The organism is Streptomyces rimosus (assembly GCF_008704655.1).
Taxonomy (GTDB): domain Bacteria; phylum Actinomycetota; class Actinomycetes; order Streptomycetales; family Streptomycetaceae; genus Streptomyces; species Streptomyces rimosus.
Genome location: NZ_CP023688.1, coordinates 1,176,040 through 1,188,810 on the forward strand (window position 1 = coordinate 1,176,040; position 12,771 = coordinate 1,188,810).

At 74.1% G+C, this 12,771-nt stretch carries 11 protein-coding genes; 2 read left to right on the forward strand and 9 right to left on the reverse strand.

Translation table 11 applies throughout. The features are described from left to right. Nucleotides 1-31: 31 nt before the first annotated feature. The 4 genes from CP984_RS04730 to CP984_RS04745 are packed head-to-tail and all read right to left on the reverse strand — an operon-like array spanning nt 32 to nt 5,069. Nucleotides 32-664, reverse strand: a complete 633-nt coding sequence (locus CP984_RS04730; RefSeq protein ID WP_003982481.1) for a histidine phosphatase family protein — start codon at nt 662-664, stop codon at nt 32-34. Next, complete coding sequence (locus tag CP984_RS04735; RefSeq protein ID WP_003982480.1) at nt 661-2,166, reverse strand: FGGY-family carbohydrate kinase; 1,506 nt, start codon at nt 2,164-2,166, stop codon at nt 661-663. The genes CP984_RS04730 and CP984_RS04735 overlap by 4 nt, the downstream gene beginning before the upstream one ends. Next, nucleotides 2,159-3,748 (reverse strand): FGGY-family carbohydrate kinase, encoded by a 1,590-nt coding sequence (locus CP984_RS04740; protein WP_003982479.1) that lies wholly within the window; start codon nt 3,746-3,748, stop codon nt 2,159-2,161. Before CP984_RS04740 ends, CP984_RS04735 begins: the two co-directional genes overlap by 8 nt. A gap of 13 nt (nt 3,749-3,761) precedes the next feature. Further along, nucleotides 3,762-5,069 (reverse strand): MFS transporter, encoded by a 1,308-nt coding sequence (locus CP984_RS04745; protein WP_003982478.1) that lies wholly within the window; start codon nt 5,067-5,069, stop codon nt 3,762-3,764. A gap of 278 nt (nt 5,070-5,347) precedes the next feature. On the opposite strand from CP984_RS04745, the gene CP984_RS04750 reads away from it, so the two are divergent. Then, nucleotides 5,348-6,127 (forward strand): DeoR/GlpR family DNA-binding transcription regulator, encoded by a 780-nt coding sequence (locus CP984_RS04750; protein ID WP_003982477.1) that lies wholly within the window; start codon nt 5,348-5,350, stop codon nt 6,125-6,127. A 9-nt stretch (nt 6,128-6,136) separates the two neighbouring features. Here the strand turns inward: CP984_RS04750 and CP984_RS04755 are convergent, their stop codons facing one another. Genes CP984_RS04755 through CP984_RS04770 form a run of 4 tightly spaced genes read right to left on the reverse strand, consistent with a single transcriptional unit; the run spans nt 6,137 to nt 10,553 of the window. After that, on the reverse strand, nt 6,137-7,624 hold the full coding sequence (locus tag CP984_RS04755; protein WP_003982476.1) for an aromatic amino acid ammonia-lyase: 1,488 nt from the start codon (nt 7,622-7,624) through the stop codon (nt 6,137-6,139). A 59-nt stretch (nt 7,625-7,683) separates the two neighbouring features. After that, entirely contained in the window at nt 7,684-8,199 is a 516-nt protein-coding gene (locus CP984_RS04760; protein ID WP_003982475.1) for a beta-ketoacyl-[acyl-carrier-protein] synthase family protein, read from the reverse strand. Between the two features lie 60 nt (nt 8,200-8,259). After that, nucleotides 8,260-9,324: a beta-ketoacyl-[acyl-carrier-protein] synthase family protein gene (locus CP984_RS04765; RefSeq protein WP_003982474.1), complete on the reverse strand. Its 1,065-nt coding sequence runs from the start codon at nt 9,322-9,324 to the stop codon at nt 8,260-8,262. Beyond that, nucleotides 9,324-10,553 carry a cytochrome P450 gene (locus tag CP984_RS04770; RefSeq protein ID WP_003982473.1) on the reverse strand — a complete coding sequence of 410 codons (1,230 nt, stop codon included), beginning with the start codon at nt 10,551-10,553 and terminating at the stop codon, nt 9,324-9,326. The genes CP984_RS04765 and CP984_RS04770 overlap by 1 nt, the downstream gene beginning before the upstream one ends. 160 nt (nt 10,554-10,713) lie before the next feature. Between CP984_RS04770 and CP984_RS04775 the strand changes: the two genes are divergently transcribed. Next, nucleotides 10,714-12,267, forward strand: coding sequence for an acyl-CoA synthetase (locus CP984_RS04775; protein ID WP_003982472.1), 1,554 nt, complete (start codon nt 10,714-10,716; stop codon nt 12,265-12,267). 18 nt (nt 12,268-12,285) lie between these two features. Here CP984_RS04775 and CP984_RS04780 read toward each other — a convergent pair whose 3' ends face one another. Further along, nucleotides 12,286-12,636 (reverse strand): VOC family protein, encoded by a 351-nt coding sequence (locus tag CP984_RS04780; RefSeq protein WP_003982471.1) that lies wholly within the window; start codon nt 12,634-12,636, stop codon nt 12,286-12,288. Between the last annotated feature and the right edge of the window lie 135 nt (nt 12,637-12,771).

The following is a 12,771-nucleotide window of genomic DNA, read 5'->3' on the forward strand; positions in this document are numbered from 1 at the left end:
TCTCCTGGGGTGTGTGCGGGGGCGGTGCGGGTCAGTGCAGTGGTGCGGTGACCGGCGCGGGGACGGCGGGGACGTTCAGGCGCAGCAGCGCCGCCTGGCCGTCGCGGATGCGCAGTTCGGTCAGCGCGCCGTTGAGGAGCTGGGGGAAGACGCGCCGGTAGTCGGCGAGCGGGATGCCCAGCAGGTGGCAGAGGAGGACCCGGACGAGGGTGGAGTGGGCGACGATCAGGACGCGGCCGTCCGGGTGGGCGCGCGCGATGTCGGCGAGGCAGTCGGCGGCGCGTACGGCGGCGGCGCGCGGGTCCTCGCCGCCGGGCAGATGGTGGCCCACCGGGTCGGTGAGGAACGCCTCCAGCTCCTCGGGGAAGCGGTTGCGCATCTCGGCCCTGGTCAGGCCCTCGCCGCGGCCGAAGTCCACCTCGTAGAGGCGGGCGTCGACGTGCGGGGTCAGGCCGCAGGCAGCGGCGGCGGGCGCGGCGGTGCGGCGGGCGCGGGATAGCGGGGAGCACCAGACGGCGTTCAGGCGGGCGGTGGCGGCCCAGTCGGCGAGGGCGGCCGCCTGTTCCTCACCGCGGCCGGTCAGCGCCACGTCGGTGAGCCCGGCGTAGCGGTTCTCGGCGTGCCACTCGGTCTCGCCGTGGCGTACGAGGATGAAGTCGGTCACTGTGCGGCCCTCCTGCGGGCGTGGTCGGCCACGGTCTGGTCGAGCCGGCCACGGCGGGTGAGTTCGTCGAGGAAGCGGAGGTAGGCGGGGAGCAGGCGGGCGGTACGGGCCGGGTCGGGCGTGACGGGGGCGCCGGTGCGGACCATGGCCGCGGCGGCCTCCTGGAGGGTGACGCCGCCGGAGGTGGCGGCGAGGACGGCCATGCCGAGGGCGCCTTCGGCCTGTTCGGGCAGGTGGACGGGGCGGCCGAGCAGGTCGGCGCGCAGCTGCGACCAGTAGGCGTTGCGGGCGCCGCCGCCGGTGAAGGTGAGGGGCCCGTCGATGGGGGCGCCGAGGTGGTCGAGGTAGTCGAAGCAGAGGCGTTCGACGCAGGCGACGCCGAGCAGGTAGGCGTGGAACTGCCGGGCGCGGGTGGACACATCGCCGAGGGTGAAAGGTTCGGCGTCGGGGGCGCGGAAGGGGAAGCGTTCGCCGCCCGCCGACACCAGCGGGTAGGTGACCGCGTCCCAGTCCCGGCCCTCGCGTACGGCCTGTGCGGTGAGCGCGTCGAGGTCGTCGCCGTTCTCCGGGGTGAAGTGCCGTGCCAGGACGCCCGCGCCGGAGCTGGAGGCGCCGCCGGGCAGCCAGGTGCCGTCCGGTCCGCGGTGGCAGTAGACGACGCCGTGCGGGTCGCGGATCAGGTGCGGGCTGACACCCTTGAGGACGAGTGTGGTGCCCAGGACCGAGTTCCAGGCGCCGGGTGTGAGGGCCCCGGCGCCGATCTGGGCGGCGCAGCCGTCGGTCATCCCGGCGACAATGGCGGTGCCCTCGGGGACGCCGGTGGCTTCGGCCGCGGCGGCGCAGACCGTACCGAGGACGGTGCCGGGCCGTACGACCTGCGGCAGAACGCGCTCGGGCACGCCGAGCCGGGCCAGTTCGGCGGACGGCCAGCGCTCCTCGACGAGCTGGTAGCCGGTCTTGAGGGCATGGCTGGCGTCGGACGGGACCTGACGGCCGGTCAGGCGCCAGGTGATGAGGTCGGGCTGGTGCAGCAGCCGGGCCCGCTCGCCGAGGCCGGGGTCCTGGCGCAGCAGCCACAGCAGTTTCGGCAGGGCCCACGAGGGCTGCATGCTGCGGTAGCCGAGCTCCTGCCACACCGCTCCCCCGGCCTCGTTGACGGCCTCGGCCTCTTCGGCGGCGCGGCCGTCGTCGTACATCAGGCCCGGTGTGAGCGGGGTCCCGCCGTCGTCGGCGAGCAGGATCGTGCCGGAGGTGCCGTCGAGGGCGAGGCCGCGTACCCGGGACGGATCGATGCCGTCGAGGGCTTCGCGGCAGGCGGCCGACAGGGCGCTCCACCACTCCTCGGGCCGCTGCTCGTGCTGTCTGCCGTCGCGGTGGCTGGTCAGCGGCCGGGAGGCGGCGGCGAGCAGCTGCCCGGTCCCGTCCACGGCGACGCAGCGGGCGCTCTGCGTACCGAGGTCGAGACCGAGCCAGACGGCGTCGGCGGTCAGGGCGTCAGACACGGTGCGGGACTCCTAGGGCGGGGGTTTCGGGTGGTACGGCGGCCTGTGGCGACAGGGCCGGTGGCCGGTCGGGGGCTGCTGCGGCGCTGCCGGTCCGGGGGCGCCAGCCCGCCTCGCGGGCGAGGGCGCGCCAGTGCAGGAAGTCCTCGTACAGCTCCGCGTACTGGGCGGTGCGCTCCAGGTCGGGCTCCCAACTGGCGCGCATCCGAACGTACTTGGAGGCGGCGCTGTGCATGCTGGACTCGGCTCCGGACAGCACCAGGCCGGTGAGGAAGGCGCCCTTGGCGCCCAGTTCGGTGTCGCCGGAGCGGGCGGTCGGCACTCCCGTCGCGTCGGCGATGAGCGCGCACCACGCGTCGCTGTTGGCGCCGCCGCCGCACAGCCGCAGCTCGGTGACCTCCGTACGGGAGGCGACGAGCGAGTCGCGCAGTACCAGCGACAGGCCGTCGAAGACCGCACGGGCCATGTCGGCGCGGGTGTGTTCCAGGGACAGGCCCCAGAACCCGCCGCGCGCGTGCGCGTCGAGGAACGGCGCCCGCTCCCCCGCCGGGGAGAGGTACGGCAGGAACATCAGCCCGCGCGCGCCCGGCTCCGACTCGAAGGCCAGCCGGGCCAGTTCCGGCGGCCCGGACAGGTGCAGGGTGCGTGCGGCCCAGCCGAGCACCTCGGCGCCGTTGAGGGTCGGGAAGGCGCGCAGGACGCGTTCCCGGCCGCGGTAGGCGATGTTGATGCCGGACGGTTCGCCGGTGGTGTCCACGGTCGTCCGGACGATCTCCGTGCACAGCGTGGTGCCGAGGATGCTGCACGCCTGGCCGGGGTTGACCACGCCGACGCCGCGCGCCGTGGCGGCGATGTCGTACGGGGCCATCACGACCGGCAGCCCGGCGGGCAGCCCGAGCTGTCCGGCCGCCTCGGAGGTGATCTCGGCGATCCGCTCGTGCTCGCCCAGCACCTTCGGCAGCAGCCGCTCGTGGCCGGTCAGGCCGAAGAGGTCGAGGAGGTACGGGTCGTACGCGCCGGTGGCGTGGTCGAGGAAGGGCGCCGAGGCGTCCGACTCGTCGATGGCGGTGACGCCGGTGAGCCGCAGGAAGAGCCAGCCCGCGGCGGTGAGCGCGGAGCGGGAGCGGGCGAGCCGGTCCGGGTCGTGCCGGGCGAGCCAGGCGAAGATCGCGTTGGGCATGCCGGCGCAGGTCAGCGAGCCGTTGCGGCGGAAGGCCGCCTCCAGGACGCCGTCCCGCTGCCACTGGCCGACGAGGTCGCCCGCGCGGCCGTCGGACCACAGGATCGCGGGTCCGGTGGGGCGGCCGCGGTCGTCCACCAGCCAGGCGCCGTCGCCCTGGGCGGTGAAGGAGACCAGCCACACCGGGTCGGCGGGGCCGGGGCGGGCGGCGAGTTCGGACAGCGCGTTGCGGACGGTGAAGACGACGGCGTTCCAGACGGCGTCCATGTCCTGCTCGGCCCGGCCCGGGCGGGGGCGCAGCACTTCGGTGGCCAGGCGGGAGACGGCGATTTCCCGGCCGCGGTCGTCGAAGACCACGGACTTGATCATCGTGGTGCCGACATCGATGGTCAGTACGGACATCGGTTACGTCCTTTCACGCCGCTGCCGAGGCGGACGGCGCGGTGGCGGCGGCGCGCGCCGGTGCCGTGCCCGGCTCGTCCGGCAGCTTCAGGAAGACGGTGAGCGCGGTACTGACCGCGTACATCCCCGCGAAGATCCAGACCACCCCTTCGACGCCGAGCGGCCCGGCGAAGGCCGCGACGACGGCCGGTCCGACGAAGGTGCTGGCGCCCGCGCCCAGGTTGAGCGCCGCCAGTGCCTGGCCCTTGTGCCGGGGCTCCAGGGAGGGCATCAGTGCCGATATCGGGACGTACCCCGCCAGCGTAGCGCCGTAGAAGGCGGCCACCACCAGGGCCAGGGGGAAGTTCGCGCCCGCCGCCTGCGGTACGTAGAACAGCAGCAGCGTGCTGACCGTGCAGCCGGCGCCGCCGAACCAGGCGATGGTGCGGCGCCAGCCGATCCGGTCGCCGATCAGGCCGCACAGCAGGTTGGCGACGATGTTGGTGGCGAACATGGCGCTGAGCAGGTGCAGCCACTGGGTGAGGCTGAAGCCGACGGTGCGGGTGAAGTGCACCGGCATGATGACGAAGAAGCCGAACTGCGAGGCCGTGTTGATGGTCCGTACGAGGGCGCCGGTGCCGACCCGGGGGTTGCGCCACAGGATGGTGACGCTGCCGATCAGGGTGGTCAGCGGGCCGTCGCCCTCGCCGCGCGGCCGCTTGCCGCCGCGGTCGTCCCGCACCAGCAGCAGGGCGATCAGGCCGCCGGCCGCGACCAGGACCAGGGCGGCCCACAGCGTGGCGTACGCGCCGATGTGCGGGATGAGGCCGCTGGCGACCAGCGAGCCGAGGGTGGGCAGGCCGCCGGTGAAGGCGAACCAGAACCAGCCCATGGCGGTGCCGAGCCGGGCCCGCGGCGCGACCCCCGCGATCCAGACGAGGAACCCGTACGCGAACAGCGGGTATCCCAGGCCGCGCAGGCCGTAGCCCAGCATCATCAGCGGGTAGCTGCCCAGCGGGACGGCCGCGGCGAGGAAGACGACCTGGAAGGCGCCCCAGATGGCGAGGCCGGTCCACATGACGCGGCGCGGGCCCCACAGTTCGGACAGGACGCCGGAGAGCCAGGCGGCCACGCCGGCCGCGACGCCGTAGACGGTGAACAGCAGCGCCACCCGGGGCTCGGGGATGCCCCGGTCGATCAGGTACGGCGAGAGATAGCCGGACTCGACCCCGTCCCCGATCATGAACAGGAGCAGGCCCAGGTAGCCCCAGGCGAGGGTCGGCGGGATGCCCAGGCGGGTGATCGCCCGTGTGATCGGTGAACGCGGGAGAGGGTTCTTCATCGAATCTCCCCTTTCTACGGCGGCAGGCGGTGGCAGGGGGCCTGCGGAGTGGACGCAGCCGATGCAACAGTCCGGCCGAAACCATGGTCAATGGTGGCCGGAAATCTTCGCATCGGGCCGGTGGCCTGCCATGTTGCGTCGCAGCGGAACCGCCGGTGGGGGCCGCTTCCGGCGCGCGCGCCACGTTAAATCCGTGCGAACATAACGCGGCGAATTCACACGGCGTACGGGTGCGCGCCGCCCGCCGCACGCCCCCGTACGGCACCGGAAGGGGCACCATGGACCGGCTCGAAGCCCAGGAGGAGCGGCGGCGGCGCCTGCGCGAGGCGGTCATCGCCCGCGGGTTCGTGCGCACCGCCGACCTCGCCGAGGAGTTCGGGATCAGCCTGATGACGGCCCACCGCGACCTGGACGCCCTCCAGGCGCAGGGCTGGCTGCGCAAGGTGCGCGGCGGTGCGACGGGGCTGCCGTCGGCGCAGTTCCACGGGAGCGTGGCCGACCGGATGGCGGTCATGGCGCCGGTCAAGCAGGCTCTCGCGCGCGCTGCGGCGACGCTGCTGGTGCCCGGCCAGACCGTCCTGCTGGACGACAGCACCACCTGTCTGCTGCTGGCGCACCGGTTCGCCGAGCACACCCCGCTGACCGTCATCACCAACTCGCTGCCGGCCGTCACCACCCTCGCCAAGGAGCCCGGCATCTCCTTGATCTCCCTGGGCGGCGCCTACTTCCCGGCGTACGACGCGTTCATGGGCCCGCACACGGCGGATGCGGTACGGGAGTTCCGCGCCGATGTGCTGTTCCTGTCCACCACCGCCGTCACCAACGGCCGCTGCTACCACACCTCGCCCGAGACCGTGCAGGTCAAGCGGGCGATGATGGAGAGCGCCGGGCGGCGGGTGCTGGTCGCCGACCACACCAAGTTCACCAAGGGCGGGCTGTACGCGCTGGCGCCGCTGACCGACTTCGACCTGCTGGTGGTGGACGACGGGCTGCCGGCGGCGGAGGTGCGGGCCGTACGGGCGCGGGGCACCGAGGTGATGGTGGTGCCGCGGCCCTGAGAGTGGCGGTCAGCAGGCGCGGTCGAGCACGTCGGCGGCTTCGCGTACGGACACCGCCCACGGCCGGTCCCGGGCCACGGTCGGTTCGAGGGCGTCCAGGAGACGGGTGCAGGCGGGGGCGGTGGGGCGGCGGGCGCCGACGCGTACGGCCTGGTACAGGGCGACGGCGAGCGAGCCGTGCAGCAGGCGCAGCGTCCTGGCCTGCCGGAGCGCGGTGAACGCGGCCTGGATGCCGAACGGCACGATGTCCTGGTTGTGCCAGTTGGTGGGCACGCTCTGCATGGCGGCGGGCGTGGCGGCCCGGCGCATCGCGACGACCAGCGAGGTCGCGGCGAGCTGCACGCCCTGCACGCCGTGGTCGCGGCCGGGGTCCTCGGCGAGCATGGGGTTGAGGCCGCCGTTGCGCCGGGTGTCGATCAGCAGGTCCAGCTGCCGTTCGGCGAGGTTGGCCAGCTGGGCGGCGGTGATGGACATCAGGTCGGCGGCGAAGGCCACCTGCTGCCCGAAGAAGTTGCCGCCGTGGGCGACGACATCGCGCTCGGGGAAGAAGAGCGGGTTGTCGCTGATGCCGTTGAGGTCGTCGGTGACGACCTGGCGGGCGTGGCGCAGACTGCTCTGCGCCGCCCCGAGGATGTGCGGCGCGCAGCGCAGGGTGTACGGCTCCTGGAGGGCGCGGGTGCCGCTCGGCTCATGGCCGGTGAGCCGTTCGCGCAGGTCGGCGGCGCGGTACGCGGTGTCGTCGTGGCCCAGCGCCTCGAAGATCTCGGGGGCGGTGAAGTCGGGGCGGCAGCCGAGGACACCGGCGAGCAGGGCGGTCAGCGCGGTCCCCGCGGCGACCGAGCGGTGCAGCGCGGCGAGCGCGAGACCGGCGCCCGCCGCGGTGACGGACGTGCCGTTGACCAGGCCGAGGGCGTCCCGCCCGGTCAGCTCCAGCGGCCGCAGCCCGGCCGCGGCGAGGGCTTCGGCGGCGGGCATGCGCATGGCGCCGAGGTAGGCGTTGCCGCGCCCCTGGAGGGACCGGATGGCGTGGGCCAGGGGCGCGAGGTCGCCGCTGGCCCCGACCGAGCCGTACTCGGGCATGACCGGCGCGAAGGAGGTGCCGAGCATGGCCACCAGGGCCTCCACGGCGGTGGGGGCCACGCCGGAGTGGCCACGGGCCAGGCTCCACAGGCGGGTGAGCAGCGTGGCGCGGGCCACCGGCGGGTCCAGGTCCGGGCCCTGGCCGACTTCGAGGTGGCTGAGCACGTTCTCGCACTGGTCCGCGCCCTCGTCCTGGCCCGCGAAGACCACGAGGGGCCCGAAGCCGGTGGTGGAGCCGTAGATCTCGCGGCCCTTCTCCAAACAGGTGTGCAGGTAGTCGTGGCAGCGCGCGACGGCCTTGAGGGAGTCGTCGTCGAGCCGTACGGTGACGGGCCCGGCGGCGGTTTCGAGCGCCTCGGGGGTGAGGAGCGAGGGGAACTTCAGCTCGGCGGTGGGGGGCCGGAGGGTCGAGGGCATCGTCTTCCTTGGGGGGAGGTTCGGTGCGGGCAGCCGGGACGGTGCGGCTGCGGTGGGACTCAGGGATTGCCGGTCGTGAACAGGTGGGCCCAGGCCGTGCCGGGCGTTCCCGGGCCGTCGCCCGGATCGGCGGCGATGGCCAGGACCTGGTCGGCGTCGCCCGTCGCGAGGAGGCGGGCCGCGGTGCCACGGGCCGCCGCGAGCGGGTCGCCGATGGCGAGCGTGGCGACGAGCGGGCCGGTCAGGCCCCATACGGCGCTGAGGTGGCCGAGCGCCGTGGAGGGCACGTTCTGGAACAGCAGCGGTTTGGGCACCTGGCGCCGCCCGGCCACCGCGTCGTCGATGGCGGTCTGGGTGACCATGTCGCCGCGGGTGGCCGCGAGGACGAGCGCGGTGCGCGGGCCGATGTCCGGGGGCAGCGGGGGCGTGCCGTACCGGTCGGTGAGGCAGCGCTCGCCGACGGCCACCAGCAGCGGCGCGAAGGCGGAGGTCTCGAAGCGCGGCACCTCCGGCAGGCGGGCCGCCGGATCGTCCGGGGGCGGCCACTGGGCACGGGTCTCAACGGTCAGTTCCATGGCGTCCTCATGGGGCTCTGCCCGCACGCGTGAGGTCGTGCGGCACGGGGTGGGCTTCGGTCACGGCATCGCCAGCAGGAGGGCCGTGCAGACGCCGCCGAAGCCGCTGTTGAGGCTGAGGGCGTAGCGGGACTGCGGGGCGCGGCCCGGGTCGAGCACGAGGTCGAGGGGGCAGTCGTCGTCCGGGCCGAGGTGGTTGGCGTTGACGGGCAGTTCGCCGTGGCGGAAGGCGAGGGCGCAGACGGCCAGTTCGACCAGGCCGGAGGCTTCCAGGCAGTGCCCGTGCAGGGCCTTGGTGGAGCTGACCGGGGTCCGTACGCCGTGCGGGGCCAGCGCGCTGACGATAGCGGCGGCCTCGCCCGCGTCGAAGGCGGGGGTGGCGGTGGCGTGGGCGTTCACGTAACCGATCCGGTCGCCGGTGAGCCCGGCGCGGCGCAGCGCGGTGGCGACGGCCGCGGCGGGCCCCCGGCCCTCGGGGTGCGGGCGGCAGACGTGGTGGGCCTCGGCGGTGTTGCCCCAACCGCGGACGACGGCCCACGGCGGTGCGGTGCCGGTGTGTTCGAGGACCACGGCGGCGGCGCCGTCGCCGAGCACCGGGCCGTCGCGGCCCGCGCTGAAGGGGCGGCAGACGCCGCTCGGGGCGATGATGCCGGCGCTGTCGAAGGCCGCGAACATGCTCGCGTCGACGAAGCTGGCGCCGGCCACGACGGCCCGCCGCTCGTCGGTCGCCGCGATGAGGTGGGACGCCTCGGCGACGGCGGTGTTGGAGGCCGCGCAGGCGGCGGTGTGGACGGTGAGCGCCTCGCGCAGGCCGCAGGAGCCCGCCAGCTCGACGGCCAGCGCCGCCGTGTCGGGGCCGGCGTGCAGGGCGAGGACGAGGGGGGTGGCGGCCCGGTCGGCCGGGGACAGCTCCGCCTGGTCGCAGGACTCGCCGATGAGGTGGGCCAGCTCCGTGAACAGATCCGGGGTGCCGGGGACGGTGGCGGCGTGGTGGGCGCGGTGCCGTGCGGTGTCGAAGCGGGTGACCGGTGTGGCGGCGGGGGTCGCGGAGGTCAGGCCCTTCCAGAGCGCGTCCGGGCCGCGGCCGTACGCGGTGAGGACCGACAGACCGGTGACGCGGGCCATCAGGAGACCACCGCGTGCCGGGGCTGGAAGGTGACGGGCAGCTCCGTCAGGCCCGCGGTGACGTGCAGATGGGTGATGCCGCCCGTGGAGCCGCGCTGCCAGGGCAGTGTGTCGAGCGGCCGGGCGGCGGCGAGTCCGGGCAGGCGGCGCAGCACGGCGCCGAGGGCCGTACGGCACAGCCGGACCGCGAACTGGCTGCCGAGGCAGAAGTGCGGGCCGTGCGCGAAGACCAGGTCCTGGCCGGTTTCCCGGTCGAGGTCGAGGCGGTTGGGGGCGGTGAAGCGGCGCGGGTCGCGGTTGGCGAGGGCCAGGTGCACGATCACCGCGTCCCCCGGCGCCAGCTCGGCGCCGTACAGCTCCATCGGGCGGGTGGCGAAGCGCGGCATGGTGGCGGCCAGCGGGGAGGTGTAGCGCAGCAGCTCGCCGAGGCCGTCGGCCACCCGGGCGGGGTCGGCGAGCAGGTCGGGGCGGTGCCAGAGGGAGTACAGGCTCGACGTGAGGAAGTCGGCGACCGGTTCGTAGGCGGAGACGAGCAGCAGGAAGAGGGTGGAGGTCAGCTGCCCTTCGTCCAGGCCCGCGGCGTCGGCGCGCGCGATCATCCCGCTGACGGCGTCGGGCCCGGGGCTGCCGCGCCGGAAGGCCACCAGGTCGTGCAGCAGCTCGCTCATGGCCGTGCGGTCGGCGGCGTAGCGCGCGCGGTCCGGGGAGCCGGGGGGATCGAACAGCGGGGACGGGCCCCAGCGCCGCAGCTCCAGGGCGCGCCGGATGAAATCGGGCGGATAGCCGAGGTGTTCGGTGATGGCCCGGACGGCGAAGGGGTGGGCGAATTCGTGGACGAGGTCGGCGCGGCCGCGTCCCGCGATCTCGTCGAGCAGGGTCTCGGCGAGCGTTTCCGCGCGGTCGGCGGTCTCCCGCACCCGCTCGGGCGTGAACGCCGACGCGCCCAGTTCGCGCAGCTGCCGGTGCAGGTCGCCGTCGGTGTTGAGCATGCTGCGCACGATGCTGTCGGTGACCTCCTTGCCGGTGAAGGCCAGATAGTCCGTCCAGCGCTCGCCGCCCCGGACGGCCGGTTTCGCGAAGCCGGAGTCCGTCAGCACCTGGCGCGCGGCGTCGTACCCGGACGCGACCCAGGCGGTGGAGCCGTCGGGCAGCTCCGCGCGCCACACCGGCGGTTCGCCGCGGGTGTCGATGCGCTCGGCCTCGGGGCTGTGGCGGACCCGCGCGTCCATCAGAAGTGCTGTACCGGGCCCTGCGGTCACCGTGACCTCCCCACTCGTCGAACACCCAGCGTCACTATTAAATTACCATTGGTGATAACTCATCACTACGCACCTCAGCCGCACGGGTGAGGCCCCACCAGTAGCCGAGGCGGACGGAGCGGAACCGCACATGGACGACGAAGGCATCGGCGCCTGGGCCGCACGACGGGCCCGGCGCACCCCGCACCGCACGGCGCTCGTCCACGACGGCGCCCCGGTCAGCTACGCCGGCCTGTACGGCCACACCCTCCGTATCGCCCGCACCCTGCGGGAGCACGGCGTACGCCAGGGCGACCGGGTGGGCTTCCTCGGCCCCAACCGGCCCGCCTTCTTGGCGTCCCTGTTCGCCGCGGGACTGATGGGCGCGGTGTTCGTCCCGTTGAACGTACGGCTCGCCCCACCGGAACTGGCCTGGCAGCTGGCGGACTGCGGGGCGCGGGTCCTGCTGCGGTCCGGGAAGCGTGCCGAGGGGGCAGGCGGTGCGGGGGTGGCGGTGGTGGACGTGGACGACGCGGCCGTACGGGACGGGGAGGCGCCGGGCGCACGGATCGGCACGGCATGGGGTGCGGAAGCACGGGACGAACCGGCCGCGACGGTGGCGGCCGACGACCCCTGCCTCATCCTCTACACCTCCGGCACCACCGGACGGCCCAAGGGCGCCGTGCTCAGCCACGCCAACCTCACATGGAACGCCGTCAACGTCCTGATCGACGAGGATCTGACGGCCGACGAGGTGGCCTTGGTCGCGGCGCCGCTCTACCACGCCGCTGCGCTGGGCATGCAGGCCCTGCCGGTGCTGCTGAAGGGCGGTACGTGCGTCCTGATGGAGTCCTTCGACGCGGGCGCGGCGCTCGATGCGGTCGAGCGGCACCGCGTCACGTCCCTGTTCGGCGTCCCCACCATGTTCCGGCGGATCGCCGCCCACCCGCGGTGGCCGCACGCCGACCTGTCGTCCCTGCGCACCCTGGTCTGCGGCGGCGCGCCCGTACCCGAAGCCCTGACGGCCGCCTACGAGCAGCGCGGACTCACGCTCCGTCAGGGGTACGGCCTGACGGAGGCGGCCCCCGGCGTCCTGCTGACGCACCATGGGCACGCCGACGCCGGACCGGCGCACGCGGGAGCGTCACGCGCCGGGGTGCCGCACTTCTTCACCGATGTGCGCGTCGCGGATCCGGGCCCGGCCGGTCCCGCCGGGGCGGACACCGCCGTCCCCGGCCGGACCGGCGAACTCCTCGTGCGCGGCCCGAACGTCATGACCGGCTACTGGAACCGGCCCCGGCAGACCGAGGCCGCGCTCACGGACGGCTGGCTCCGCACGGGCGATGTCGCGCGCGTGGACGCACACGGCGGGCTGACCGTCGTGGACCGCCTCAAAGAGGTGATCATCTCGGGCGGCGAGAACGTCTACCCGGCCGAGGTCGAGCACGCGTTGCTGGCCCACCCGGATGTCGCCGACTGCGCCGTGATCCCCGTGCCCGACGCGGAGTGGGGCGAGGTCGGCCGCGCGGTCCTGGTCGCGGCGCCGGGCGTGACCCTCGACCCGGAAGCGGTCCTCGCCTCCCTCACGAGCCGCCTGGCCGCGTACAAGATCCCCCGCTCCGCCGTGATCGCTCCGGAACTCCCCCGCACCGGCACGGGCAAACCCGTGCGCCGGCAGATCCAGGCACGCTACGGCTCGGCGTGAAGCCTCCCGCCGACCCCCTCAGCGATGGCTCACCACATTCACCACCTTCCCGTTCGGATCCCGCACGAAGAACCGCCGCACTCCCCAGTCCTCGTCCCGCAACTCCCGCACGATGGGCGCCCCACTGGCCAGCACCGCGGCATACACCGCGTCCACGTCCTCCACCTCGACGCTCATGTCCGGCGGGGTGCCGGGCGCCCCGCGGTCCTCGGTCATGAGGATGACCTGCGCGGTGGGATTCTCCGGCGACGCCATCGTCATCACCCACCCCAGATTCATCACCTCCTCGAACCCGAGCAGCCCGTAGAACTCCCGGCTCCCCTCCATGTCCTGCGAATGGATATCGGGCACGACTCTGCGGACGGACATCAGCGGCTCCTTCTCGGACGGGACGGGCGGGACGGACAACACGTACGGCACCACTGACCCGACTATCGCAGGGGGCACTGACAACGGGCCGAAGCCGTACCGGCTTTCCGCCGTGCCCGTTCTGTGACATGTTCG